We start from the raw sequence: 26,763 nt of genomic DNA on the forward strand, positions 1-26,763 counted from the left end.
GCGCAACCGCCACAAGAAAAAGAACAACACGATTCATTTCCGCAACGGCATGACGCTCTGGGTGCTCGGGGCGCACAACAAGACAAACCTCCAACGACGCTCGATCCGCTGGCTGATCGGCGATGAAACCTGGCGCTGGCCGGCGGGTCACATGGCCGAGGCCGAGGCCCGTGTCACCGCTTTCGGATGGCTCGGCAAATGCGTTTTTATGTCGCAGGCCGGCGAGGAGGGCGACGACACGCAGCGCAAGTTTGAGACCACCGACCAGCGGCAATGGACCTTCGCCTGCCCGACCTGCTCTCTTCGCCAGCCCTTCTCCTGGGAAAACGTGGAGTGGAGCAAGTCGGCGCGCGACGAGAACGACAACTGGGACTATCAGGCCGTGCGCCAGACGACCGTGCTCCTTTGCTCCGGATGCAGCCGGGCATTTGAGGACACCGAGCGCCAACGCCGCGAACTCAATGCCAGCGGCAAATACGTGGCCGCCAATCCGAAGGCATCGACAGAAAATGCGGGCTTTCATTGGAACGCACTGTGCTCCCAAAGCTGGGGCGTTCTGGCCGAACTCTACCTGCGCGCCAAGGCCACAGCGCGCCATGGCGATTTCAGCTCGCTCAAGCAGTTCTACCAAAAGCGCCTAGCCATCCCGTGGCGGGAAATGGCTGATGACTACAAGTTGGAGATCGAGCGCACCGGATATCGCAGGGGCGAGGTTTGGGAGGACGAGGCCGTCATGAGCAAAGCCGGCAAGATCGTGCCCGGCCCGGCGGAACCGGCTCAGACCGCTGCCTTCCTGCGAATTCTGACCGTGGACGTGCAACTGGATCACCTCTTTGCCGTCGTTCGCTCATGGAGCGCCACCGGTTCATCCCGCCTCATGTGGAACGAGAAAATCCTCACCTTCGAGGACATCGCTACTATGCAGGAGCGATTTGCCATCCATCCGAACCTCGTCTTTCTCGACGCGGGTCACAACGCCTACGAAGTGTATCGCCACTGCGCCGACCACGGCTGGACCGCGCTCATCGGCGACAAGCGCTCCACCTTCTCCCACAAGCTTTCGGGCAACCGGGCCATCCACCGCTTCTACTCCCCTCGCCGACGCGTCCTTTTGTCGGCCGAAAAGAAGGCATCGGTCTTCTACTGGTCCAACCTCAACGTGAAGGACATCCTTTCACGCCTCCGCCGCAATCAGAACCCCGAGAAGGGTCCGACTTGGGAAGTCCCGGACGACATCGACGACGACTACCTCGGCCAGATGGAGAGCGAGCACCGGGTCAACGTCAACGGCACATGGCGCTGGAAGCAAATCGGCCAGCGCCCGAACCATTACTGGGACTGCGAATGCATGCAGGTGGTGGCGGCGGTCATGCTGAAAATGATCGGCCGCGAGTTCACTCCACCCGGAGACGCTCAAGTTGACTCCGAACCGGAGGCATGAGCCTTCGCAAAAAACTCGCCAATATTGCAGCAGCAGAAATCGGAGTCCGTGAAGTAGGCGGCAACAACCGCGGTCCCAAAATTGTCGAATACCAGTCCGCCACGTGGCTCAAGCCGGCCCCATGGCCGTGGTGCGCGGCATTTGTGTGTTGGGTTATCAAAAAGTGGCTCGAAGATCTGTCCGTCAGAGAGGGTTTATCGTTGCGCAACGATAAACCCCTGAATGCATGGCGCCCGAAAACCGCCGCTGCTTTCGATTTCATCCGCTGGGCAAAGGACAAAAACCTGCCCGTCTTGGGGCGCTCAGCTCGCGCATTGGCTGGCGACTTGGCAGTCTTCGATTTCAGCCACATCGGCATCGTGATCAGGGACCAGTCGGCAGATTCGGATCAAATCATCACTGTTGAGGGCAACACCAACGGAAAGGGCGATCGCGATAGCAGCTCGGGCGACGGAGTCTGGCGAAAAATCCGCCCGACGCGACTGGTGCGCTCCTACGTCCGCATCACCGAACTTTGACACCGGCCTTGCGCTCAAGGTGGCCACTGTCGACTACACCATCGGGTTCACCCGCGCCGAGGTGGAGGAAATCCTCTCCATCCACAAAGCCGAACTGACCAAAACTCTCGCCAGTTGGTCGGACTCGGGTTCCTCGGCCACCAAGCGCCGCATCGACGAGATCCACACCGTGATCGCGGCCTGCCAGTCGGCTCTGCGAAAGCTCGCTCCGGCATCTTATCCGCCAGCGGCCCGCATCGGCCAGTCGCGCATCGCCTTCATTGACCGATGATCAGTAAACTCCGTCAGGTTGCCTCGCTTCTTTTGCCGCCCTTGCTTCAGCCCAAGGCCTGGGCCTCTCCCTACGATGCGGCGAACTTTTCCCGTCGCCGCGGCATCGTGCCGGGCGCGGTGCCCCGCGATGGCAAACTCGACCTCACGCCTTACGTGCGCCGTGAGTTGGTTCGGCGCTCCCGCTACCTCCATCGCAATTCGGGCTTTGTTCGCGAAATCGTGGCCAATATGGCCATCTACTCGACCGGAGACGGCATCCAGCCGCAAGCCCAGAGCAACAGCCCCGAATGGAACGAACAGGCCGAGGAGTATTTCCGCAGGTGGTCCTCGCGCTGCGAGGTCACTGGCCGCTTCAGCTTCGAGGAGTGCCAGTCGCTCATCTGCCGGGGCATCGACATCGACGGCGAATACTTCGTGATGAAAGTGCGGCAAGGTGGCCGCCCGAAACTTCAGCTCATCGAATCCCATCGCATCGGCGACGAAACAGACGAGACGGTGGACGGCGTGGGACTGGCTCAAGATGGCTCGCCCCGTTTCTACCGCATTCTCGAGGATTCCGGCACACGCGACGTGAACGCCGAATCCGTGCTGCACATTTTCGAGCCCGAGTCGGCAAGTTCTGTGCGCAACGCCCCGACAATTCAGCACTCCATCAACCATGTGCTCGACGAGATGGAGTTGCTGGCCTTGGAAAAGCACGCGGTCAAAGACAACGCCGACATCGCGCGCGTGCTGAAGACTGCGCGGGCCGAACTTCTCGATGACTCCACAGACTTTTCCCTGGGCACGCCGACCGACACGGCCGTGCCATCTGATCCCGCCAGCCTCCAAAAAATCATGGGCGGCAAAATCGTGGCCCTGCAGCCTGACGAATCCATCGACACTTTTGTCTCCAATCGTCCAAGTCCCACGTTCACGGGATTTCTGAACCACCTGCGTCGCGACTCGGCCCTTGGAGTTTTGCCTTACGAATTCGCCGCCGATTCAAGTTCGGTCGGAGGCGCTGGCGTGCGGCTCATCGTGGCCAAGGCCGATCGGCGCTTTTCCTTCCGCCAACTGATCTTGATCCGCCGCCTGATCGAACCGGTGTGGGCCTTTGTCATCGCCGATGCCATCGAGCATGGACTACTGGCGCCACTGCCAAACTGGTGGCGGATCTCCTGCACAACACCCAGACGCATCACCGTCGATGCAGGGCGCGAGGCACAGCAGAACCGCTCGGATGTCGAGATGGGGCTCAAGACTCTGACCGATCACTTCCAGGAACTCGGCGCCGATTTCCGCGAGGAACTCGAGCGCCGGGCTCAAGATGCCAAGCTCATCATGGAAACGGCCGCCAAATACGGCGTGCCTCCGGAGATGCTGTGGAAGCCCGCCGGCGAGGCCGCCAAAGTTGACATTGCGGCTTAGGCCGTGAACTTGAGTCAGCTGCACAAGCAGCCGTGGCTGATCACTCCCGAGGCCTTCGGGGTCATCTACAGCGCGGCCCAGTCGTTTTTCAAAGAAGGCGTTCCGACCACGCTCCGCACCGAGTCGCAGCTCCTGTCTGTGGAAGGCGGTATCGGCACCGTGCTTCTGCGCGGCCCGATGATGCGCAACCCGGACGTCATCGACCAACTGGTCTTTGGGGCCACCGACACCGAGGAGGTCATGGCGGCGGTCAACGAGGCCGCCGAGCGCGAGGATGTGCAGGCCATCGTTCTGGACATCGACAGCCCGGGCGGATCGGTCAACGGAACTCCTGAACTGGCAGCTGCGGTTGCCGCAGCTTCAAAGGCCAAGACGGTCTACGCTTTCAGCGCCGGCCAAATGTGCTCGGCAGCCTACTGGGTCGCCAGCCAGTGCGATGCGGTCTACGCGACACCCAGCGCCCGAGTCGGCTCCATTGGCGTGATATTGCCGGTGGTCGACTCCAGCGAAGCCTTCGCCAAAGCCGGACTCAAAATGGAAGTTTTTGCGGCGGGCAAATTCAAAAGCGCCGGAACTCCGGGCACTTCGCTCACCGAAGAGCAGAAAGACTGGCTGCAGAGCGAGGTCGAGGAAATTGCCGCCGACTTCCGCACGGCTGTCCTATACCGCGGACGCAAAATTCCCGACGAGGCGATGGAAGGCCAGACCTTCAGCGGTCGGCGCGCCATGCGCCTCAACATGAGCGGCATGGTCGACGGCAGAGCCCAAGTGATGGCCCGTTTGCGCGAACTTCACGTGCGCGAAGTTGACACGGCAGCGGAGGCCATGGACACGACCATACTCGAAACCGAATTGGCCGAAGCACGGGCTTCCTTGGCCAAACTCACCGAAGACGCCAAGGCACAGGAATCTCTGCTAACCGAGGCCAACGATCAAATCACCTCCCTCACCGCCAAGTCCGAGGCCCTCTCCCAGGAACTCGCCGCGGTCGGCGCCGAGCGCGAGCAACTGGCCAGCGACCTGGCCACCGCCCGCCAGACGATCGAATCCGTCACCAGCCGCAACAAGGACCTCGAGGCGCACGAGCAGGACCTTGAAAAACGCGCGGCCGCACGAGCCGCGGAAATCGTTGCCGAGACCGGCAACCAGGCCCCGGCCAACGTCACGGCATCTGTCGAGCCGCAAGCACCAAAGGCTCCAAGTATCACCGAGCAATTTGCCGCGATCACCGACCCCGCCGAGCAAACCACCTTCTGGCGTCAGCTCACCTCGCAACAGAAAGCGACCATCCTCGCAGCCTCTAACAAGTAATCACCATGGCAAACACCCTCACCAACGTCAGAGACATCAAGGTCGCGCAGAACGCGCTCCAGCCGTTCATGTCGGGGCTCACGCCCCTGCGTGCCTTCTCGACCAACTTCAGCCCCGAACCGGCCGACAAGCTCGACACCGTGCGCGTCCCGGTCATCGGTGCACCGAGCCAGTCCAGTGACTTCACCGGCAACTACACCCTCAACGCGGACTCCACCATTTCCGTCGTTCCGGTCGTCCTCAACCGTCACAAATACAAAACGGTTCACGTGACCGCCCGCGAGGCGGCCGAGACGGCACTGCCGATCTTGGACAACCTCGTCATTTCGGCGGTCAAGCAGTTGGCCGAGGACGTGCTTACTGACGTCCTGTCCGAAATCACCGCGGCCAACTTCGGGGCGCCCGCGATCCCTCCTTTTGCGGCCACCGATTTCACCTACCGCAAGACATTGGAAATTCGCGAGGCGTGCAGCGCGGTCAAGATGCCTATAACCGATCGCGCCCTCATCCTCGACGATGCCTACTACACCAACATCCTCACCGATGACGTGGTCAACAAGAGCTTCATTCTCCCGCTTTCCACTCCGGGCGTGATTGAAGCGCAGTTGCGGCGCATCGCCGGATTCGACGTGTTTCCGTCCACCATCCTGCCCGACAACGGCGAGGATCTGGTCGGCTTCGCGGCCCATCCGAGCGGTATGGCTATCGCCATGCGCTACCTGGTTCCTGTCGCCGAATACGAAGAGGCGGGTGCAGTCACCGATCCGGAGACCGGCCTCACCTTCGGTTACCTGCGCTACACCGAAACCAGCTCGAACCGAATCTTCGTCACCGTCGAATGCCTTTACGGCTACAAAGCAGCGATGAGCCAGGGCATCCGCCGCCTGGTCAAACCTTCCTAGTCCGGGGCACGGCAACAGCGGCAGCCCCTCTCGTGGAAACGCGGGAGGGGTTTTCGTTTAGGGTTACGCCGGCGTAACCTGAGCAACTTTGACACCGCCAGCTCGGGCGTGACGATCTTCGATGAAATGGCCGCAGATGTGGTCGAGATCTTTGCCGAGTTCGGCAAGCCGATCCGCATCAACGACAGGCATTTTTCTGCGCTGGTGGCCGAACCGGAGCTTTCCCTGGAGCTTGAGGCCGGCGGCTTCAACAGCGCAGGCAACTTCACTGTGAAGATGCTGCGCAGCGACTGGCTTGTTTCAAAACCCGTGGTTGGCACGCTGGTCACCTACGACGACAAGCATTTCCGGGTAATCCGCCTCGTCTCACGTCCGCCGCACCCTTTGGTCATTCTGACCATGGAGCCCGTATGAGTCCGACCGCAGCGATGGAAGCGGCTTACGCCGGCCACATTGCAGGCGCCTTGCTCATCCCGGTTCTTACCGGGCTTTCCGCCGAGGATCTTCCGCAGGAGAAATCATTCGTTGTCGTTTCCTGTGACGAGTGCCAACACCTCGGCGCGGGTTTTTATCGTGGCACCGTCGTTGTCACGCTGCGCACGCATGCCCTGGACCAGTCGGCGCAGGTTCACTCAGGTTACTGGCAGCAGGTGTCCGAAGCCTTGCAAACAGTGCCTGCGCCGGTGCGCGGTCACTTCCGCAACGAGCAGGCGAACGACCGAGAGGATCACTATTGGCTAACCCGGGAAACGCTGACCGTGGGCCTCGCCGCAAATTGACACTCCACCTTTGGGACATGCAGACGGCCATCACGATGTTCACGCCAACTGGGCAGCAAACCAAGGTTAGCCACGGACCTGAGCCATTGGATGCGGCCAAAGCACGCTTGCACATGGCCATGCGCTCCGGCGACCACGAAGCAGGACGCGTCGAAATTTGGACAGCCCGGGGCGTGGCAGAAAGTTTCGCCTTCAAGGAAAAGGCGGAAAAAGCAGCCGCAATCCAAGCGCCGACGGAGAAAACACTCGTCGCGCACAGTTGACACGCCGAACCAAGTCATGCCCGCGACATTTGGCATCGGACCCCTTCCATCCGGCACTTCGGCACCAAGCGACACGGCGGTGAAGACTGCGACGACAAAAGAGTCGGTCGATACCTACAACTACCGCGACGAGACCGGCGTCACCAAAAAGCTGTTGGCCGGAAAGCTCAAGACCACGGAGGTGACGCTCGATGTGATCGGCTCCCCCAGCCTCGCAGTAGTCGCCGCCGGTGCGTTTAGCGAAGGCACCTTGAAATTGGTGAGCGCAAAAATCAGCGAATCCAACGACGGAGCGCCCGAAGGAACTGTGACCTACAAAGGATACGAATCACTCTAATGCCAATCTCAGCTTCACTCGAAATCGGCGTAGCTTCGGCCAGCGACACCATGGTGCAAAACCTCGAGGTGGAAAAAAGCCTCAGTGAGGTGGTGCGAAAGAACAAGGACGGCGGTTTTGCCGCGGCCCAAGCTTTCGATCCCATGATTTCCGGCAGCGTCACAATCCTGGGAACCTCCGGAGACGAAGTCGGAGGCAATCTCGACACCGCAATTTCCCTCGTCTCGGGCGGCACGACCATCGTCACCGAGAGGACTCACACCCAGAACCAAGACGACTTCGATGAAACAAATGTGAGCTTCCAGAACGCCCCAAGCTCTACCTGAGCACAAGCAGCTCACTGATCATTTACCCTCATGACGCAGCCGAGCATTTACCACATCGTAAAAGACACAATCGCCGGAACAAACGACGATGCCGCATCTCGCCGCGCGGCGGTGGCCAGCGCTGACACAGCAGCCGTTGCGGGAGCAGCAGTTGCAGGAGTCGCCATCTACGATTTCAACCGGATCATCGAAACCGAAGAGGCCACGCCGAAAACGGTGACGGCTTGGAACTTGGAGGAAACAACCGTGGAGTTTAGGCCGGATTTCCCGCCCGAATCCCTCACCACGGGGCAAGTTATCCGGCGGATGAAGGATTCCGCGTGGCAGCGCGCCAACCCGGATCACCCAATTGCCTACATGGCCCAAGCCCTCGAAGCTTACCGAAGGCTGGTGCGCAGCATCCGGGACAAACGCCCACTGGTGGCATTCCGCCGCGGACGCTCTACGGCGTATCTGGTCATGGGCGGCGACGAGAACAAGGGACGGCGACTCTTGCAAAAAGCAAACTTCGGCCCCGAGGAGATCGAGGCCATTTGTACGGAGGTTTATGGACACTGAAACTATGCAACGCGAAGCGGCCGCAATGTCATCGGTCGTGGCGCCGGAAAATGCGGAACTAGCCGAGAATGTGGTAATGCGACCAATGACGGGCGGCAGCGCATCGATATGCGTGCTGACCAATAACCGCGTTTACCGCGCTCTCATCGACAACAGACCAATAGAGGACCTCGGAGAGTTCGAGTTGCTGGCATTTCTCTATATCCACTGCGCCCCTCTGCAAACCGTGCGACGCATGGCACTTAATCCGGCGCTTTGGCAGCAAGCCGTGCTGGAGTGGGGTGAGAATCTTCCGTTCGCCGTGCTTCTCGGGGCAAAGTCTGCACTGGAGCAAAGCCGGGAAATACTCGCTTCGGTGAGATTTGATGTGGAACCAAAGCCCGCCAAGGGCGATCCGGAGTCCCCACCCCCAAACTGATTGAGCCGGCATGGATCGCTTCGCGCGTCTTCATGCTGGCCAAAGCCACTGGATGGTCGGAGTCGTTCATTCTCTGGGAACTCCCGCTGGCAAGGCTGATTGCCTACGAGCACGCAAACCTGCGGGCCAACGACGTCTGGACGGTGCGTCGCGCTGAAATAGATACGGCTGTATTGAAACCGCTGAGAGCGTTTTTTGACTCTGCACCTCAAGACGATGACGATCCGCTTTGATACACGGCGGCTGGAGGCGGCCATGCGCACCTACCAACTTGCCACACTCAAGGACAGCGAAGAGGTTTTGCGCTCCGCTGCGCGAAATTTCATTAAGCGGGCCGCGAGCGTCACTCCCCCGTCCACAGGCAAGCTCGACTCCGAATCCAAGAAGCGGGGCGAAGCCGCAATCAAGGGCGATTTGAACAGCATCTTCGTGGGCTTGAGTCCAAGCCTCTTTCGCAAGTTCAACGCCATGCGCCAGCAGGGAATCAGTGAAATGAAGACCAAGCTTGGAAAGACGCTGATCGAACCAACTGACGTGGCTGTGCCGAGCATCAAAGGTTGGCACTACGCCAACCGCCGTCGAAATGGGCGCGTGCGCGGTGGCAGGCGGGCCGTGGCAAACATCCGAGCCGTGGTTCTGGCCGCACGAAAGAAGGCCTACGCGAACGATGTGCTCAAGAAAGTCGGAATGCTCGCAGCCGGATGGAATGCCTCGGCAGAAAAGCTCGGCACAAGGCTTCCCGCATGGATCGTGCGCCACGGAACCGGAGGAGGAAAATGCGCAGTCACCGTGACGCGCACCAAGGTGCATATCCGCATGGAAAACATTGTGGGCTTTGCGGCAAAAGTTGCAGGACTCAAGCGGCGAATCCAATGGGCTCTCGATGTGCAGGCCAACGCCCTTGACCGCGCCGTCGACAACATCCTGCGCAAGGCGGGCCGCTCGGCCGGATTCAGACGATGAGCACGATTCGCGCCGACATGCAGCTTAATGCTGCGCCATTTCTTGGGGCCATCGGCAACGTGCAACGCCAGATCCGCAATCTGCAGGTCGTCACTGCGGGGATAACCGGAGCATTCGTTGCAGCACGAGCCGCCATGGCCGGAGTGAGCTCCGTGATGTCACAGATGAAAGGAGCACTGGATCTCGGTGGCCAGCTAAGCGACCTAAGCGCTTCGACTGGTGCCAGCGTGAGCGAGTTGGTTGTGCTCAGGCAAGCCCTGCAAAATGCAGGCATGGGTGCGGAGGCTGCAGGACCAATGATCGCTCGCTTTCAGAAAGCGCTGGCCGGTGTAAACGAGGACGGCGTCACAACAAAAGGCGTTCTGGAAGAACTGGGGATAAATACCTTGGCCCTGAGCCGGATGCCGCTGCAGGACCAGTTCACCGAACTCTCGCGTGTTATCAGCGCCATCCCCGACCCAGCCGACCGTGCGGCGGCAGCCATCAAACTTTTCGGGCGCTCCGGCGTGGAGATGCTCGCGTTCTTGCGCGACCCCAAGGCGTTTCAAACTGCATCTGCACAAGTCGGCGAACTCGGAAACGTGCTCCAGGCCAACGCTGCGCGTTTCGATTCGGTCAGCGATGCAATCGAAGCCCTCGGCGGCAAGGTGAATCAGTTCTTTGTCGGATTCATGTCGGAGGTAACGGGCCTCGGCGTCTTCGAGGAACTTTCCAAGATGGATTTCACCGGCATCGGTCAATCCGTGGGACAAATGGCAAACAGCTTTTTCTCCATGGCCAAGTCGATGCAGTCGCTCATACCTCTGTTTGCCACCTTCGGCGCGGCTATCTTCGCCAGCAGATCCGGCCTCACGCAGGCCGTGATAACTGCCGGCGGCCAAGTCCCCGCGGCCATGGCGTCGATGTCAGCAGCCGTGGCTTCGGCCCGGGCGAATCTGGTTTCCATGGGCGCAACAGCCCGTGCGGCATTTTCGACTGTGGCTGGCGATGCCCAACGCGCGGCGGCTTCGGCGGCCGCAATGGGGCCGATTTCAATGAACCTCCGGGCAGCGTTTACTCCATTGGCCACCGCGCTGGCCCCGCTCACCGCAGCCATGACAAATCCCCGCGCTGCCATAGCATCCCTCGGAGTTGCCGCGCGCACATCGTTCGCAGCGGTCACAGCTTCCGCGCAACAGGCAGCTGCAGCCGTAAGCTCATCGGTTTCCGCTGCTGCGCAGAGGTCGCAAGCATCCATGGTTTCAATGGCAGCATCGATCCGCGCCTCCATGGTCAACATGGGTGCCTCAGCCCGCGCCACAGCCACAGCCATATCTTCGTCGGTGACAGGCACCGCCACATCGGTCTCCGCCGCCATGGCCAGCCCCCGCGCAACGCTGGCTTCATTTGCCGCCAGCGCCCGTGCCGCCTTTGCCACCATGACCGTTTCAGCACGAGCTGCTGCGGCAGGCAGTGCGGCTGCAATCACATCATCGATGGGCATGACACGTGCTGCTCTGGCATCTGTCGGCGTGGCTGCACGCTCCGCTTTCACAGGAATGGTTGCATCATCACGTGCAGCCGGTGTGGCCATGAAGGGTGCGCTTATTTCAACCGGCATCGGTGCAGCCATCGTGGCCATTGGCATGGCGATAGAGGCCGTCATGGGAAAGTTCAACCGCATGCAAGAAGGCACGCGGGCACAAAAGAACGTGGGTGATGAAAGCTCCCGCCTGCTCACGGGCAACGCGACCAAGATAAAAGCGGTATCGAGCGAGGAGGAACGTCAGAGCCTGATGGCAGAGTTAGATTCCCAGGTCGAAGAGACACGCCGCAGGTTGGGAAATCTCAACGACGAGTTTGAAAACCTCGACGATGACGCCTTGGCCGCCGTGGCGGAACAGCTTTCGCAGCAAGTGGGCTGGATAGAGCGCCAAAAGCAAACGCTGGCAAACATTCCTCAGGCATACATTGCGGCGAATGCAGCCGAAAAAGCCCGCGCACAGGCTTTGGCAGAAAGTAAACAGCGGGCTGAGGAACTCGCCAAGGAACTCGAACGCACTATGAAGGCACGCGACGAAAAGGGGGCACAATCAGCATTGGACGCCATGGTCCCGGACGATGCCGAGCGCAAACTTCTCAGCCAGGCTGGATCTTCCAGCGCACAGGCTCTCTCCGACTACATCAATGAACAGAATGCACGCGCAGACCTTACCGATGCCGAAAAGGAGCGACTCTTGGAACTTGTGGCCATCGAGGAGAAGTTGCTCGCAGTCAAAAAGCGGCAGTCCGAGGAGGAGACACGACGCGCCGAGCAGCAAAAGCAACTCGCCGAAATGCGCAGCGACTTAATGTTGGAGGCCGAGAAGGTGGCTGCCGAAGCATCCGGGGATAAGGAGCGCGTGAAAGCCCTCGAGCAGGAGAAGCGCGCGGGTGAAGTGGCCAAGCAATTAGAGGCCCAGGGAGAAGACCCCGCCACGGCAGCGGAGATCGGACGCAAGCAGGCGGAGTTGGAGCAACTACGCCAGGAATCTGGAGGCGCAGCTACCCGACCACCTGTGCAAGTCGCAGATTCATTCCGCCAAGTCGGTCTCGGCGGACGCTTCTTCGGCGAAGACCGCCAACCGCAGCAGGAAATGGTGCGCAAGCAGGCGGAATCAAACCGTTTGCTCGCGGACATCCGCAGCTTGCTGGCCAACCCGCCACGCCGTTTCTACGCCGAGGCTTTCGACTAAGCGTAATAACCATGCAACTGGCAGGACTTTCTTTGAGCTGCGAGAAGACCGGTGCGGTCACCATTCGTGTGCCTTACTACGGAGAAACCCTCTCCGAAGCCATAGGGGCAATTCCGGATTCGTTCAACGGAGCAAAGCGCACGGGATACGACGTGCGTCAGGAGGACAGCGGCAAGTTCATTGCAAGCGCTGTCTTCGAGGGAGTCATGGGCAGTGATGGCGGCGGGGGCGGCGGTGGCGGCGGGGGCGGAGACGACGAAAATCGCACCGTCTATGACTGGTCGCCGTCTTTCGAGCAGGCCGACATTCGCACACACCCGAAGTTTGCCGACCTGCTCAAGAAATACTACGGCACTCTCGACGAGAACGAAGAGGTCACGTGGGGAAAATACATCCCTCAAGGAACAGGCTCCGGGGGCGGACTCGGCGGCAGCGGCGGTTCAGCCAACTTCATGGACAACCCAATGCGAGGAGTGCGCGAATACTTTGCACTCGGTGGCGTGTGGTCGCAAAAGCGCGTTTACTCGTCCATACCCGGCGACGTGTTCGCCAGCGTGGGTCGAATCACCGACAACCCGCCGGGCAATCTCCCCTCACCCGGCAACCGCTTCTGGCTCACGCTGCCTCCGGTTGTCACCCAGAAAGGTCAGCAGTGGGAGGTGACAAGGCGCTGGATGCTCTCGGGCGAGAAATCCTCCGGCGCCAAAGAGGCCGCCAGAGACATCTACGAATCATTGGATGGTTAAGGAACTCGAAGAACTTCTCGCGCGTCCGGGCCAACGCATCAAACCACGGCTGGCAAAGTTTCTCCCGTGGCTCAAAAGCCAGCAACTCGCCGCAGGGCGGGGCATCCGCCTCATCAAGTCGGAGACAGGCACAGTCATCAAAGCGGCTGTGCCAACGCAGACATTTGTAGGGGCGTTCTACGTCACTCCGGTCAACGACAACGAACTCATCGTCGGTGCGGGCTACGTGAACGGGATCGAGCCGACCATTGACGGCGTGAAAATCAGCGGAAAAGCGGGCGATTCCCCGCCGACATTGCCCATGCCCTCGGAGTTCAATGACGGGCGGGCATGGGTTTACGTGGAAGTCACCATCAATGAGGCAACCAAGCGCATCGACGAGAAGAACCCGGAGGCCGTGATCATGGTCACAGGGGGCACTGCGGCAACCGACGACAAGTTCAAAGGAAGACATCCGGTGGCAATGCTCATCAAGCTCAAGAACGGTTCGATTGGCGCACGGCAAATCTCCTACTTCTCGCTTCGCCATGCCTTTCGCGACAACAGGCACTTCTTCATCCCGGCATGAAGGTATTGGCCACGGCTTGGAATACCGCACTGAAGGCAGCAGGAGCGCTTCATGCGCAGGCGGGTCCGGGCGTGCTGATCCACCGCGCCAAGGAAACCACCGTGTCTCTCGCGGAAGATGTGGGGCAGTGGCGTCATCCGTGGTCGGTCATGCTTTGCTGGATCAACGGCAAATGGCACTTCACGGTGAAGGCCGGTTTCGTCAATGGATTCGATCCTCTGGTGCCCGGCACGGCACCGCCTCCAACAAAGGAAAACCCAAAGCCGCAGGATCTCGGTTTGATCGATGCCGGATGGATTCCCGTGGGAGCAACACGCCCAGTCGGGTCCGACGGAAGCGCGGTTCCGGCCTTTTTCAAAAAGCTCGGAGTCAAGCAGGTGAAAGCACCGGATGTGACATTGGCCAACTTCGACAACTTCAATCTGGCCGAATTGGACACCGATCCCGGCACCCGCAGTCTGGTGGCATTCGACATCTTCGTCACCGTGGCACGCGCCACCTATTCAATGACGCCGACCATCACCAACAACATCGTGCTTGGTTCATTGGTCGAATACTCGGTGGTCTACGACACGAGATCGTTGGATGTGTTCGGAGCACGTGCACGACTGAACCAAGCGCCAATCATGGAGGAAAAGCTTCCATTGGACTTGGCAACCCGACTTTCCGGCGCCGTGGGCGATGACGGCTTGGACAAAATCCTCATTGCCACGTGCTACTTGCTATCTCCGGAGGGCCAGGCTGGAGACAAGCCGGATGACAACTGGTGGCCATACGTGCAGAACAAGTGCTTCTGGAACCTTGCCCATAAGGCAAGGAACGCAATGCCGGTGAACATTCCGCAGCTTGGCGGCGTGGCGGGGCTCTTTGCCCTAACCTCGCGATACACGCTGGCCCCGGCAGCGCTCCACGCCGCCCAAGAGGCCGAAATCCAGCGCATCGCCGAGGTGCTTTTCAACTCCACCACAAACGAAGGCGTTTTCTGGAACGCATGACCGAGAAATACGGACTCAACAAAATGGCGCGGCTCAAAGCCGAGCGGGAAAAGGAGTTCGCCTCCTCCAATCAGGAAATCAGGCTCAATCCGAAGTTTCCCTACTATGTGATTGCCTTCTCTCCGCAAACTTTCGGCATCACCTACTACAGCGACGCGCCGCCGGAAACCGAGCTTTGACAAGCTGCGTGCTGGTAAATGCGCCAGCTCCTATTTGCCGACCTGACCCGCAGGGTTCTCTCGACAAGCACAGCGGGAGACACCTTCACATTCCCGTCGCTCACCGCGGGTGACACTCTCGCGATGTCGTTCAGATTCCTCCAGCGAATCGGCAGCAGCACACCCACGGAAACTTATCCGAAAATCCGTGCCGCTCGGGCATCAGTAGGGTTTCTCGACCAACGACCAGCGCGCGGCAGCTTCGCACTCAAAGTCGGGAGCGGAACGACAAGCTCGCTCAATACCAGCGCGATCCTGCCGCACAACTCCACGGCCGCCCAAGTGAAGGCCGCACTCGCCCCATTGGCCACGATTCCCGCCGGAGTCGAGGTCACTTACGAGGACGGCAGCTACCTCATCCGTTGCGAGGACGGACGGAAACTTGATCTCAGCGTGGTGCACAACGCGCTTTTCCCCACGAGCTTCGGTCGCGTTTTCGCCTACGAGGTCAACAACGAGTGGATGCACGAACTCCGCCTGGTCCAGGCGCCTCTAGCCCACACGGATTCATCGCAGCGAGTTCTGCCACTGGCGCCGTTTGTGACCACCATCCAAGACGGTTACACCAGCCCGGACGGCCTTTTTGCCTATCCCGAGATCCAGCAACTCACCATTCCGCCCGACTTCCGCGGCTCCTACCAACTCAAGCTCGAGGGCTACTACCGCACCGACATCCTCGATCTGGCCGACGGTCCAACGGAAATCCAGACCGCACTCAACAAGATGCTCGCGCAGATCGGGCCGGATCGCTCGGTGAGCGTGACAAATCCCACAACCGGCCAGGCGCTCATTACCTTCGGCGGCGAGTGGTATCTAGGCACCGACGTGGAGCAGCTCCAAGCGATTGTGGCTTCGGCACCACCCGGCGACCCAACAGTTGAACTCGATCTGAATTCCTCGGAGGTGTGGACCGCGCTGCGCTCGTCGCCGGAAATCGCAGATGTGCCCCTCGAAATCGAGTTCGATGTGCTCGACGACACGGCCACTGGCGACGACGACCTGAACGCGGCCTACCGCACGGTGAAAATCCAGTCATCTGTGCGTCTGAAGCGCGCAGTCCTTTTCCCGGGCCTCACCGGATTGCAGAACGTGGGTTGGCTGCGCGAACCGTCGCCAAAGGACTATGTGCCGTTCACCCCGAGCCAAGTCATTACGGGAAACCAGCACTACGTGAGTTCGTTCGGAAACGGCACGGACAATCAATACAGCTTCCCGCACAACCTCGGCACCTCGGCGCTTCACGTCACCGTGCGCGAGAACGGCGGAACAAACCTCCTCGTTTCGCCGGATAGCTACTCGGCAGAGTTCGCCAGCGACAACGAGCTGGTGCTCACGTTCGCAGAGCCCGTCCCCGCCGCGAGTCTTGCCGTCACGATTAGCACGGCGGGTCCGGTCACCGCTCAGAACATCCACACCCACATGATTGCGCAAGTCGTCGGCCTTGATTCAATCATCGAGGACCTCGGGCGCCGTGTTGCCGACCTTGAACTCATGCTGCCACGTCCGGGCGCGGCAAGCGCATCGGCTGCGGCGAAGCCTGCCGCCTATAGCGTGCCGGCCTTCGGTGAGGTTCTGCCCGATCTAAATCTCATCGGAGGCGAGCAGGAGAACATCACGCTCAGCTCCCAGTTGGTCGCGGAAAAAACGCCCACCGATCCGCCGCAAGCCCCGACGGGCACTACCGTGGCAAGCGAAGAGGAGAAGAAACAGCAGGAGAAGGCAACCTCCAAGCGCGATCCTGACGCCCTCGCATCCAACGTGGTCTATCGCGCCGTGATCCCGGCAATCGGAAGGGCGGCGCAAACTGGTTCCGCACCAAGGAAGGACGCACTGGGCAACGTGATAGAACCGGAAATTCCCGAGGTGACCGCCGATCCTGCACTCTGGCCGCGCAAGTCCAGCACGAGACTACCGATACTCCTGCAGGCGATCCAGACCTCCACCATTACCGACACAACCGTGCTGCCCGCATCCGCAGCGCCAACCGTGTATCGCAACAACTCCCAAGAGGAACTCATCCTGCCCGGCGATTTCGGGCGCCGTGACCAGAGCGTTCCGGCACAGGCGCTCTTTGGCTTCAGCAAAGGCTCCTACTACCGGGTCAAATCCGAGGGCGGAAACATCTACTACCCGTTGGAGTTCGAGCGCGAGCTGTGGCGCCTATACATCGGACCGGAGCAGTTCCCCCGGGATTCGACGCTGGAGGTGACCGGAGAGCTTCGCATGCGCCTAATCGGCGAGTTCTTCGATGCGGCGGCAAAGGACATGCCGCAGGTAAATCTGGCCGCGCAGTCCATCCTCAAATGCGAGGCGGTGGAAATGCAGAGCGGTGCCCTCATGGGCAGCGGCATCAACACCGTGCTCCTCGGACAGACGAAAATCGCCATTTCTCCCGCGCTGGAATCCATGCGCTGGAGCCTGCGCATCAAGAATGAGGACGGCGTGGGCGCATCAAACTGGACAACCTACGGCAAGAGCACCGCCGGCGAGGGATTTTCCACCCCTGCCGTGCTGCGGCTGCGGCTTGCCGCTTTCGATGTGGATGACACGCAGACCGGTGATGCGCCCGTGCGCGGGCAAATCGCCATGATCATGCCGCAAACAAAATTGGAGGTGACCGTGTGATTATCACCGGAGGCATTACCAAAGTGGACAGCCTGCCATCGCCTGCGCTCGGGCTCTTGCCCGCCGTGCACGATGCGACCGTCACCGACTTCGCCCCATCCGTGACTGATCCCACAACCGAGGTCACAACGACCGCGCCACTGCCCGCGCCGGAGCCCAACAGCGTGCTTCGCATCACCGGAACCGGCACGTCGCTTCCGGCATTCGGATCATGGCCCGCGCAGCGCGCCACTCCCGGACAATTCGTGGCCAGCGACGGGCGGCTCTGGTATCGCGTGCGCCGCTACAGGCAGACCAACTCGTTTTATCCCGAGGTGTTCGAGCGCACGCTCTACACCTTCGCCTTCACTCCGGTTTCCCTGCCCTTGCGCGAGCGCTGGAGCTTCTTGCGCGATTTCGACTTCCGCATGTTCAACAACAACACGGACGCGGTGTGGAACGTGGTCTGGGAAATCGGAGACCGCTCAGCCGATGTGGAACCCTCTCCCATCGGGCCGAACCTGCAGGGCTACACGTGGCGCACACCGCTGATCGACCAGCAGGTGCATGTCACCGACGTGGTGGCCCGCCACCGATTCGAGGTGTCGCTCTACCGCGATGTAGGCACAAGCGGCGAGTATTGGACAGGTGCCGTGGGACGCTACGGCAAAACCGTGGCAGCCCCCGCCGAGACATTGCCACTCACCACGGAATTTGTGCTGCGTGTGCGCCTCTCGTGCTTTGACACAGAAAACGAGGTGCCCGACCCGCGCGGCTTCATCGCCTATTACGCGACTCATCCCGAACCCGAAATCTTGGAATAATCATGGCAGTCCCGGTCATCAGCGGCACACAAAGCGTATTGGTCTACGGAGTCGGCCAGGAATTCCTCTTCCAACTAAGCGCCACCAACAGCCCTTCACAGTGGGCCATCGGCAACAGCGAAACTCTGCCCCACGGCGTCCTCTTCGACATTTTGCGCGGCACCTTTGCAGGCTCTGGCACCACGCCGGGCATTTGGAATCTCTCGGTCATGGCGCGCAATTCCGATGGGTGGAGCGCCCCGGTTGCATTCACTTTGGGAATCTTCGAACCCGCCGCCGTGGAGGTATGTCGGCCGGTTTCAATCAACATGGACACCTTGGCCGTCACGGCGGGCGATCCCGAGGCGGCGCAAACCGAACCGGCCCTTGTCGCAGCAATCACCACCGCGCGCATCAACGACGACCTTGTCTGGAAGCTCAACTTCACCCAAGGCGGCAACAGCGCAAATGTGCCTTTGGTGATGGCAAAGTTTGCCCTGCGCGGCACGACTGGCCCGGCATTTCTCAAGACTGATGCTCTGGCCTTCCGTAAGACCACGGAAATTTCGGGCACATCGTTTGTCACCTCGGCCTTCGTCTACGCATCACTGGCAACTCTGCCGCGGCTGGAATCGTGGCTCAAAGACATCGAGACCGACTTGGTGCAGCACAACAACGTGACATGCGAGTTCGAGCTGGAGATCGAAACCCCGACGCGCGCTCCCGGTCCGCAAACCCAAATCATCACAACGCGTCCGTTCCAGATGCGCATATCCACGGACATGGTCCGATAGACCAAGATGCCTTCATCAGTCCCGGCGGGTGGTACAGCGGCAATAACTCCCTCGCTCTACGCGGGGCGAATCGAAGCCATCCGCGCCAAGGTGCTCATCGGCGCCGACACCAATCCCGTGGCCACCGAGTTCCTCGTCGATCAGCGCTTCAACGGCCAGTATTTCGTGAACGCAAGGTTTCGGCGCGTCGGGGCCTTGCCTCCGGGCATCACCTATTTTCCCGATGCCGCAGGCATCCGATTTTACGGCGTGCCCCAAGTCACCGGCACCTACGAGGCGCTCTTTGAAGGCCCGTATCCCGACAATTTCGTGGGCACATCGACCGACGGCAACGCTCTGACCGTGTGCGGCGGCTCGCAGAATCCTAACACCGGCGTGCAGTCCATTTACGTCTTCGCATGGTGCGTGCGTTTTGTCGTGACCACCAAATCGGCAAACAGCCTCACCTTCGGGCAACTCTATCGCCACATGCTAGGCACACCGGCCACCGATGCGGCGGCATTCAGGGAGGGATGGGCGTAAAATGGCATCCCGATTTGTCACCTTCCGCCTGAGTCTTCACGAGCCGATTGCCGCAGGCACATTCCCCTCCTCCGGCACCGTGAGCGTGCGCGGAAACTTCACCAACTGGGAACCGGTCTACTTCCTCTTGGACAACGATGCCGACGGAATCTTCTCGGCCACGATTCCCGTGCAGGGCAACGCCGGAGACACCATCGTATTCAAATACGTGCTGGCCGTCGGCACGCAGGAAACCTGGGAAACTCTCTCCGACCGTCAATACACGCTTGGTCCAACCGATGTGACGGCGTTCGTGTCCGCCGAGCCCCACATTTTCAACAAGCTCACACCCATTGCCCCGCAAAACCTTGCCACCGGCAACAGGGTGTTCTCCGTGGCTCTGGGAACTCTGCCGCAAGCATCTCCATACCGAGCCCACGTTTTCGACAACGTTGTTGGGTGGAACGGCAACGCGCCGGTTACCGATCGCGGACTCCTTTTCGCCGATGTGCTTCCGGCCACCGACGCCGCATGGAGCACTATTGCGACGGCCGTGTCCTCTGGCACGGGAACGGGATTCTTCGGCTGCACGCTGGATTTGCTAACGGCCTCTACCGAGTATTTTTACCGCACATTCGCCACAAATTCCCAAGGCACCACGCTGGGACCAATCGAAAGCTTCACCACGGCCGCAGCGCCTGTGAGCGGCGCACCCGTGTCTGCCTCACTGGCCGAGAGCAGCACGGCCAAGCGCAAGAGCGCGCTCATCGACTGGCTTGTGGCCGCATCGCCACAGCCTGCATACAAAGTTTATCTCGAACGTCTCGCGCCAAGCGGAGTGACAAGCCGCCTCTTGGATGCAAATCCAAGCCTCTTTGATGACGAGAGCGTAAGCGCCGCGGGCACCTACGAGTATTTCATCGGCATGGACTTCGGCTCCGGCGGTCGCAGCGCGGCTATCTCAACCGGAGCCATCACAATAAGCCCGTGGACGGCACCGAGCGCACCAGTCGCCTCTGGAGTCTCCAAACTTCCCGGCACGGCGCTGCTCACATGGAACACCAACGCAAGCGCTGCATTCTACGATGTGTCGCTCGGCACAAAAACGCTCGGGCAGACCGAAGGCACATACTTTCTGGCCAGCCACTTGCCGGGTGATTCTTACCTAAGCGCCGACGAGGGCGGCACCCACATCGGCACCGCGCAATTTGTCGTGACCGCATTCAATGGCGGAGGGCTGAGCAGCTCGACCACCGCAGCGGTGCCAATTCTCGCGCCGCTCAAGTTTGATGGCACAGCAAACCCCGCCAAAGTGCGCCCGGATCGCACCAACTCACGGCTACTGCTTTTGGCCAAGAGCGGGCAGTTTTCCTCAAGCAGCACATCGCGAGTGCTGCAACCCTCGGAGCTCGAACGGGCGCTGTGGGCCATGAAAACTTCCTCCTCCGTGCAATTCGAGGCAGGGGCATCGCGTGTGGGTTCGTATTTCGTGGACGCAACGGATTTGGCCGAGGACGACTGGCTTCTGGACAACACAGTGATGAGCACCGTTGACCGCAGTTTCACCGCAACGCTGCAGTCCCACACGGCACCGAAGGTTGTTCCTCGCTACGCCGATGCCAACTTTCCCGCATCTTATGCCGGCCATTTCATCGACGGCCGCAGGTATCAGACGCTCATCAACGCCCGGATCTACAACGACACGAACGAGGCGGCCGAGTTCGTGACCGAAGGCTACCTCATGCCCGGAGCGCATCTGACACTGCGCGTGCTTTTCTACACCAACTTCAAGGGAACCATCCTGCGCATCGGCGGTCCGACCGCCTACTACCGACTCTTCAGCAAAGTTGGTCTCTTCGGAGCCCAGACCGCACGCGGGCCGAATGCCTGGACCGCAATGACGCAGCTCATCAATGCGGACATGTCCCAGAACTTCGTCAAAACCACCATCCCCGCGGGCGAAGAAGAACTGGTGGTCTTTCGCATCTACGTGCCGGCCTACATGGGAGGCAGCTCGACAACGCTTGTCGTTGCGGCTGAAAGAACCTGAGTTGTTGCTACCTGCGCAGAACGGAGACAGCGTGCCCTGCGCCACCGATCACTGATCCGGGCGGCGGAACCGTGGCCACGCTCGTCGACCAAGGCTTGTGGTTCGAGTGCGCCGTGCCTGGCGGCGGCTGCCATCATGGCATCGGATTTGTGCGCCTCTACAACGGATCGGGCACACTCCTCTACGCAGGTTGTCCAGCCACGACGGGAACACGCCGCACGTTCGTCGCCTTCGACGCGGCGCAGCTCAACTACGGCGCGCGCGTTCACATCGACTATGTCAATGACCGGGGCACTCTGCGCGGCGGCCTCACCGCTCCTTGCGCTGGCGGTCACGGTTGCAACCGCGGTTTGTTTCGCGCAGGCCTGGGCAACCGCGCCATAGGCACGGCGAACATCAACAATGCCGGTCAGGACGGGGCCAACGATGGCAGCCCCGGCATGGACCGATACAACGTGTTCGCCATTCCAAACGACATCATCGACGACTATCTGGCCGGACTAAACAGCAACCCCGGCACACCGACCACTCCAACCGGCGCGGCGGCAACCTACATGTCGCAGACCAAGATCGTCTTGGTCTGGAACGATCTCTCCACTTCCGAAACCGCCTACGAGATCGAGCGCAAGATCGGAGGCGGCAGCTACGCGGCATTGGCCACGACCGGCCCGAACACGGCAATCTACAAGGACGAAGCACCTCCTGGCGGAGCATTCGGCTACGACACGGCCATAAGCTACCGCCTGCGTGAGGTGCAAAGCGGCCCGACATACGGCGCGTGGGCCGAGGTTTCCATCACCACACCGCCGCCGCCCGATCCATCGCGCCGCCAAGTCTGCTACATCGAATACAACGTTTGCACCGGATGGACCGAAGCCATCCGAAACGCCACGGCCAGCGTGAACTACCTGCCGGTGGGATACAAAATCGGGAGCCTGCCAGCTTTCAAGACCTTCCGCATTGCGCTCATCAACTACGCCAGCGCCGGTGTGGCCAACACTTCGCCGGGCGCCATGATCAACGTGACCGACAGCGGCAACGTGCTGGCCAGCTATCCACTGAGCCTGCAATCCAACAACTCGCCGATTTCCCCATTCCCCTTCGACGGTTCGAGCATCGACGGCGTGCCGTTCTCCATCACAAACATCTGGGGAAGAACCGTGGACATCGAAGCCGCGGGCGGCGTGCCGGGATTTCCGGGCATCTATTTTGACGACTCCGCTGCTTATCAGATCGTATGAGGCAACTTCTCTCGCAGGCTTACCGCGCAGGAAAAGAAATCGCCACGTGGGGCGCGGCGGGATTTCCAGTTTCGACACTGCGAGATGCGCGGCTCTCCATCTGCGCCGAGTGCCCGCGATTTGTGCAGCAAACCCGATTTTGCGAAGTGTGCGGATGCTTCATGCCCGCCAAGGCAATGATGGCCACCTCGTCATGTCCTGAAGACCGCTGGCCCAACGTAACGGGCGCTGCTCCCGGTTCCTACGAAAAGCAGTGCGGATGCTGACTTTGACACGCAGCCAAGGGCACATGGTCGTTTATCTCGACACCACTTCCGGACTGCTGACAGGCGACGTGTTCCGACGCACACCCGTCACCGAACTCACAGCCAAGCGAGGAACGGACTTAGACCTCTACGTTGTCCCTGAACGGGACATCCCGCCCACAAGTGCCGGATTGTTTGCAGCTCTACCTCCTGCCGGCGGTGCACCGATGGCCCTGGCCTCATGGCTCGCCCCAGCCAGAATGGATGAAGGCTGGCTTTTTCCGATCTCCCTGCGCGGAAGTGATCTCGCTGCTCTCTTCGCATCCGGCACAGGCAGCGTGCTACTAAACGCCGAAGTGACCGCGGTGATCGATGGCAAAACACGAAAGAGCCAGACGATCCTCATGACCGTCTATCGCGATATCTACAGCCCAACGACTACGCCGCCAGACGTCGTCAACATACGCCGCACCAATATCGATGGGTACCAAGAATACAGCTTCAACAAGGGCGCTACGTGGTGGAAGTACGCACCAATAGTCATCGATGGCGTGCCTGAATGGCAATGGACATATTTGGGGGAGAATGAGGAATGAAGATGATTTGCGCGGTTCTTTGGGGAGTGATGCCGGTCGCAGCGCTGGGCCAGACAATTCGCCCGGTGCAGCACTGCAACGGGGTCGTGGTGACGCCGACGAATTTTTGGAGCGCGGACGCGGCAAATGCGCGGGCTGGATTGGGGTTGGGAACGGCGGCAACAAATAGTGCGGCGGCTTTTCAAACGGCTTCTGCAGCGCTTACGAATCTCGCTAACAACAACGCTATCAACCTGACAAATTTTCCCGCTTTGCCGATCACAAACATCGCGGGGTTGTCGGGTGCATTGGATGGAAAGTTGGCGACAAATGGGACGTTGGCAGCTGAGCAGATTACGGATTTTAGCAATGCGGTGGTGGCAGTGGCTCCGCAAACCACGAATGCCGGTTTATTGACCGGCGGCACGCTTGATGATGGGCGGCTTTCGGCAAATGTGGCGACGACTCTGACTAATGCGCGGGCCGTGGCGTGGGTTGCAAATCCGGCGGCGACGAACTCGGCAGGCCTGCCGGGGCAAGTGGCCTATGCCTCAAATCATTTATACATTTGCGTGGCGACGAACACATGGCGCCGCGTGCAACTCGGTACTTGGTAACGAAACACGACTATGGCACTCAACGACATCACGGTATTGCAAGAGCAGGCGGACGGATCCTTGAAGGAAATCGTTCTCACCCCCGAACTCTTGGGTGTTCCCAGCTTGGAATATGGAAAAGTTCCTGCAAGCCAACTACCGAGCTACGTCGATGACGTCATCGAGATAGATAACTTCGAGGAACTTCCAATAACTGGGGAACAGGGAACCATCTACGTAGCGCTCGACACAAACAAGACATACCGCTGGTCGGGTTCTACCTACGTCGAAATTTCTGCTTCGCCGGGGTCAACCGATGCGGTGCCTGAGGGTTCAACAAATCTTTACCATACTTCAGCTCGTGCCGCTGCGGCGGCTCCCGTCAAATCGGTGGCGGGAAAAACGGGGGCTGTATCCCTGTCCCCAAATGACATCGGGGCTGGATGGCCCCTTGAACATCATATCGAGATATTAGGGTCGTTAAATGGTCCACCGCTTACAACAACCATTTCAGCAGGCCGCAATAAATATATAAAATACACGGGGCCGTACTACACAGACCTAACAGTGAATCTTCCAACGACGGACAATCAAAGCGGAGATTTGATCTCCATAGAGAACGTCATTGGCAAGCTTTCGGTTGTTAATGGCGGCATCTCACTCATCACACTCGAACGATCTCAAGCGGCTTCATTTATCTACAACATATATCAAAGCTGTTGGGACTTAGTGCCACTGATTGATGGCGTTCGCAGCATAGGTGGTGGCGGAACCGGCGCATCTACTGCTGCTCAAGCAAGGGCGAATTTAGAAATCACTCACGTTGCTGGCGGCGGAACCAACGCCATCCAACCACGATTGAGTAGCAATCTTGCCAAAGGTAATTACTGCGTGGTAGCTGGCGGGCGTGAGAGCGTTGCTCATGGTGACTATTCAGTGATTGCGGGAGGAAACTCAAATAGCACTAGAAACACTGGTAGCGTGGTGAGCGGCGGAAGTGGCAATTCTGCGTCAAATGCACATTCGACCGTCAGTGGCGGCGAGGAAAATGCCACGATTGCAGACTATTCGGTGGTAGCGGGAGGGAAAAAGAACTCGGCCAGAGGTGGATACTCGCTGGTTGGTGGTGGTCAGAATAATATGGCCCTTAGCAACATGAGTGGGATTGTTGGCGGCGTCAACAACGTGGCTGCTCAGAAGGTGAGCCGCGCCAACAACATATTATCCATCACAAACACGATTACAGTTCTTGCCGCGACGGCAGCAGATTTTGACAATACTGGATCGAACGCCATTGAAATTCGGTATTTTAGCAACCAACTTGGTTGGCAAATTGCGTATCGCACCGTTAATAGCGCAACACAAATCGGTACGAATGTTACGTTAGTATTAACTTCAAATATAGGCTCCAACCAAGAGCCGTGGACCGACGTAACGGTTCTCAATACATGGGAAACGGACACTTCTGCTGGGCAAGTTGTCGCGGGCACAAATAATACCGCGAACGGTTTGTTTGACACAGTGGGTGGCGGAATTAGAAACAGTGCAACTGGCAGCTATGGCGTGGTGTGTGGCGGCAACGACAACAAGGCGGCGGCTTCGCAAGCAGTCGTGGTCGGTGGTGCATCAAACTCGGCCACTGACCCCCATGGAGTTGTGGTTGGAGGTTTGGGCAACACGGCAGCACACAAAGCTTTTGTGGGTGGGGGTGAAGGCAACGCATCATCTGGCCAGTTTGCCGCAATAGGGTGTGGCAGGAGTAATGTGGCGTCTGCTTTACACTCCTCGGTTCTCGGCGGACTAGGGAATCAAGCGACGGGCGACTATTCGTCGATAATCGGCGGGGCCAGAGGAAAAACCAACAAGTTTGGCGAAGTGGCCCACGCATCGGGACGGTTTATCGCCGACGGAGATGCCCAGCATTGTATGTTGGTGGCAAGAAGAACGACATTGGACGCAACAGCCAATCAACCGCTGTTTTTGAATGGTTCACATTTGTTAATGACAATTCCTGCACTAACTTTGTGGTCTTTCTCTATTAAGTTGGCCGCTTATAGCGTAAGCGACAATTTGGGTGCATGGTGGTTTTTCCGTGGGGGAATCCGAAGGAACAACGCTGGAAGCACCGTTTTAGTCGGGTCTGTCACCAGCGACAGCGGGGCAGAGACCGCGCTTTCCAGTGCCTCTGCCTCTGTAGTTGCAGATGATACCAACGACGCCTTGGAAGTTCGGGTTACTGGAATTGCAGGAAAAACGATTCGCTGGGTGGCAAGTATTGACTTAGCCCAAGTCAGCGCAGGAGCAGTGTAAAAAACACGGAGAACATAACAACATGAGTATCGAGGAAGTGAGAAACCAACGCGGCCTGAGGCTGACCTTTAGCGAGGCGGTGGCAGCGGTAGCGATGTTGGTAGCCCTTTTCTCGGCGCTGAGCGGGTGGATCGTGTTGCCGGAGCAGGTGCGTTACGTGCGCGAGGAAAACATCAAACAGGAAGCCCGCATTACGGCGATCGAAGCTGTGGCACAGGAAAGAGCTGAAACCCTCGCCCGAATCGACGAGCGCACCAAACGGATCGAGGAGAGGCTCAAACATCCGCCGCAGGATTTTTGACAG

29 protein-coding genes and 1 pseudogene are annotated in these 26,763 nt (G+C 59.6%); all 30 read left to right on the forward strand.

What is annotated here, in order from left to right; translation table 11 throughout:
• Nucleotides 1–1,441, forward strand: a 1,441-nt coding sequence (locus FGM15_05255) for a hypothetical protein (GenBank protein ID MBU3665270.1), incomplete at its 5' end; no start/stop codon positions are given.
• Nucleotides 1,438–1,959, forward strand: a complete 522-nt coding sequence (locus FGM15_05260; GenBank protein MBU3665271.1) for a hypothetical protein — start codon at nucleotides 1,438–1,440, stop codon at nucleotides 1,957–1,959. The genes FGM15_05255 and FGM15_05260, both read left to right, overlap by 4 nt.
• A 19-nt stretch (nucleotides 1,960–1,978) precedes the next feature.
• The gene (locus FGM15_05265) at nucleotides 1,979–2,230 is read left to right on the forward strand and encodes a hypothetical protein (protein ID MBU3665272.1); all 252 of its coding nucleotides are present in this window, start codon (nucleotides 1,979–1,981) and stop codon (nucleotides 2,228–2,230) included.
• Nucleotides 2,227–3,642: a phage portal protein gene (locus tag FGM15_05270; protein ID MBU3665273.1), complete on the forward strand. Its 1,416-nt coding sequence runs from the start codon at nucleotides 2,227–2,229 to the stop codon at nucleotides 3,640–3,642. Before FGM15_05265 ends, FGM15_05270 begins: the two co-directional genes overlap by 4 nt.
• A gap of 3 nt (nucleotides 3,643–3,645) precedes the next feature.
• Nucleotides 3,646–4,953, forward strand: a complete 1,308-nt coding sequence (locus FGM15_05275; GenBank protein MBU3665274.1) for a hypothetical protein — start codon at nucleotides 3,646–3,648, stop codon at nucleotides 4,951–4,953.
• A gap of 5 nt (nucleotides 4,954–4,958) precedes the next feature.
• Nucleotides 4,959–5,855: a hypothetical protein gene (locus FGM15_05280; GenBank protein MBU3665275.1), complete on the forward strand. Its 897-nt coding sequence runs from the start codon at nucleotides 4,959–4,961 to the stop codon at nucleotides 5,853–5,855.
• Nucleotides 5,856–5,963: 108 nt separating this feature from the next.
• A complete protein-coding gene (locus tag FGM15_05285; GenBank protein MBU3665276.1) occupies nucleotides 5,964–6,269 on the forward strand; it encodes a hypothetical protein in 306 nt (101 codons plus the stop codon).
• Entirely contained in the window at nucleotides 6,266–6,634 is a 369-nt protein-coding gene (locus FGM15_05290; GenBank protein ID MBU3665277.1) for a hypothetical protein, read from the forward strand. The genes FGM15_05285 and FGM15_05290 overlap by 4 nt, the downstream gene beginning before the upstream one ends.
• Before the next feature lie 17 nt (nucleotides 6,635–6,651).
• A complete protein-coding gene (locus FGM15_05295; GenBank protein MBU3665278.1) occupies nucleotides 6,652–6,897 on the forward strand; it encodes a hypothetical protein in 246 nt (81 codons plus the stop codon).
• Between the two features lie 16 nt (nucleotides 6,898–6,913).
• On the forward strand, nucleotides 6,914–7,234 hold the full coding sequence (locus FGM15_05300; GenBank protein MBU3665279.1) for a hypothetical protein: 321 nt from the start codon (nucleotides 6,914–6,916) through the stop codon (nucleotides 7,232–7,234).
• Nucleotides 7,234–7,560 carry a hypothetical protein gene (locus FGM15_05305; protein ID MBU3665280.1) on the forward strand — a complete coding sequence of 109 codons (327 nt, stop codon included), beginning with the start codon at nucleotides 7,234–7,236 and terminating at the stop codon, nucleotides 7,558–7,560. The genes FGM15_05300 and FGM15_05305 overlap by 1 nt, the downstream gene beginning before the upstream one ends.
• Nucleotides 7,561–7,590: 30 nt before the next feature.
• Nucleotides 7,591–8,118: a hypothetical protein gene (locus FGM15_05310; protein ID MBU3665281.1), complete on the forward strand. Its 528-nt coding sequence runs from the start codon at nucleotides 7,591–7,593 to the stop codon at nucleotides 8,116–8,118.
• Complete coding sequence (locus FGM15_05315; protein MBU3665282.1) at nucleotides 8,108–8,536, forward strand: hypothetical protein; 429 nt, start codon at nucleotides 8,108–8,110, stop codon at nucleotides 8,534–8,536. The genes FGM15_05310 and FGM15_05315 overlap by 11 nt, the downstream gene beginning before the upstream one ends.
• Before the next feature lie 32 nt (nucleotides 8,537–8,568).
• Nucleotides 8,569–8,769 (forward strand): hypothetical protein, encoded by a 201-nt coding sequence (locus FGM15_05320; GenBank protein ID MBU3665283.1) that lies wholly within the window; start codon nucleotides 8,569–8,571, stop codon nucleotides 8,767–8,769.
• A complete protein-coding gene (locus FGM15_05325) occupies nucleotides 8,753–9,499 on the forward strand; it encodes a hypothetical protein (GenBank protein MBU3665284.1) in 747 nt (248 codons plus the stop codon). The genes FGM15_05320 and FGM15_05325 overlap by 17 nt, the downstream gene beginning before the upstream one ends.
• The gene (locus FGM15_05330; GenBank protein ID MBU3665285.1) at nucleotides 9,496–12,213 is read left to right on the forward strand and encodes a hypothetical protein; all 2,718 of its coding nucleotides are present in this window, start codon (nucleotides 9,496–9,498) and stop codon (nucleotides 12,211–12,213) included. Before FGM15_05325 ends, FGM15_05330 begins: the two co-directional genes overlap by 4 nt.
• Before the next feature lie 11 nt (nucleotides 12,214–12,224).
• The gene (locus FGM15_05335; protein MBU3665286.1) at nucleotides 12,225–12,959 is read left to right on the forward strand and encodes a hypothetical protein; all 735 of its coding nucleotides are present in this window, start codon (nucleotides 12,225–12,227) and stop codon (nucleotides 12,957–12,959) included.
• Nucleotides 12,952–13,527: a hypothetical protein gene (locus FGM15_05340; GenBank protein MBU3665287.1), complete on the forward strand. Its 576-nt coding sequence runs from the start codon at nucleotides 12,952–12,954 to the stop codon at nucleotides 13,525–13,527. The genes FGM15_05335 and FGM15_05340 overlap by 8 nt, the downstream gene beginning before the upstream one ends.
• A complete protein-coding gene (locus FGM15_05345; protein MBU3665288.1) occupies nucleotides 13,524–14,522 on the forward strand; it encodes a hypothetical protein in 999 nt (332 codons plus the stop codon). The genes FGM15_05340 and FGM15_05345 overlap by 4 nt, the downstream gene beginning before the upstream one ends.
• Complete coding sequence (locus tag FGM15_05350) at nucleotides 14,519–14,701, forward strand: hypothetical protein (protein MBU3665289.1); 183 nt, start codon at nucleotides 14,519–14,521, stop codon at nucleotides 14,699–14,701. Before FGM15_05345 ends, FGM15_05350 begins: the two co-directional genes overlap by 4 nt.
• 18 nt (nucleotides 14,702–14,719) lie before the next feature.
• Complete coding sequence (locus FGM15_05355; protein MBU3665290.1) at nucleotides 14,720–17,365, forward strand: hypothetical protein; 2,646 nt, start codon at nucleotides 14,720–14,722, stop codon at nucleotides 17,363–17,365.
• Nucleotides 17,362–18,168: a hypothetical protein gene (locus FGM15_05360; GenBank protein ID MBU3665291.1), complete on the forward strand. Its 807-nt coding sequence runs from the start codon at nucleotides 17,362–17,364 to the stop codon at nucleotides 18,166–18,168. Before FGM15_05355 ends, FGM15_05360 begins: the two co-directional genes overlap by 4 nt.
• Before the next feature lie 2 nt (nucleotides 18,169–18,170).
• The gene (locus FGM15_05365; GenBank protein MBU3665292.1) at nucleotides 18,171–18,941 is read left to right on the forward strand and encodes a hypothetical protein; all 771 of its coding nucleotides are present in this window, start codon (nucleotides 18,171–18,173) and stop codon (nucleotides 18,939–18,941) included.
• A 6-nt stretch (nucleotides 18,942–18,947) separates the two neighbouring features.
• Nucleotides 18,948–19,463, forward strand: a complete 516-nt coding sequence (locus tag FGM15_05370) for a hypothetical protein (GenBank protein ID MBU3665293.1) — start codon at nucleotides 18,948–18,950, stop codon at nucleotides 19,461–19,463.
• Nucleotide 19,464: 1 nt separating this feature from the next.
• Complete coding sequence (locus tag FGM15_05375) at nucleotides 19,465–21,492, forward strand: hypothetical protein (GenBank protein MBU3665294.1); 2,028 nt, start codon at nucleotides 19,465–19,467, stop codon at nucleotides 21,490–21,492.
• Between the two features lie 71 nt (nucleotides 21,493–21,563).
• Nucleotides 21,564–22,733 carry a hypothetical protein gene (locus FGM15_05380; protein MBU3665295.1) on the forward strand — a complete coding sequence of 390 codons (1,170 nt, stop codon included), beginning with the start codon at nucleotides 21,564–21,566 and terminating at the stop codon, nucleotides 22,731–22,733.
• 289 nt (nucleotides 22,734–23,022) lie between these two features.
• Nucleotides 23,023–23,574: a hypothetical protein gene (locus tag FGM15_05385; protein ID MBU3665296.1), complete on the forward strand. Its 552-nt coding sequence runs from the start codon at nucleotides 23,023–23,025 to the stop codon at nucleotides 23,572–23,574.
• Entirely contained in the window at nucleotides 23,571–24,170 is a 600-nt protein-coding gene (locus tag FGM15_05390; GenBank protein ID MBU3665297.1) for a hypothetical protein, read from the forward strand. Before FGM15_05385 ends, FGM15_05390 begins: the two co-directional genes overlap by 4 nt.
• A 114-nt stretch (nucleotides 24,171–24,284) precedes the next feature.
• Nucleotides 24,285–24,587: pseudogene (locus FGM15_05395) on the forward strand (hypothetical protein).
• A 1,894-nt stretch (nucleotides 24,588–26,481) separates the two neighbouring features.
• Nucleotides 26,482–26,760 carry a hypothetical protein gene (locus tag FGM15_05400; GenBank protein ID MBU3665298.1) on the forward strand — a complete coding sequence of 93 codons (279 nt, stop codon included), beginning with the start codon at nucleotides 26,482–26,484 and terminating at the stop codon, nucleotides 26,758–26,760.
• Nucleotides 26,761–26,763: the final 3 nt, after the last annotated feature.

The organism is Chthoniobacterales bacterium (assembly GCA_018883245.1).
Classification (GTDB): Bacteria; Verrucomicrobiota; Verrucomicrobiia; order Chthoniobacterales; family JACTMZ01; genus JACTMZ01.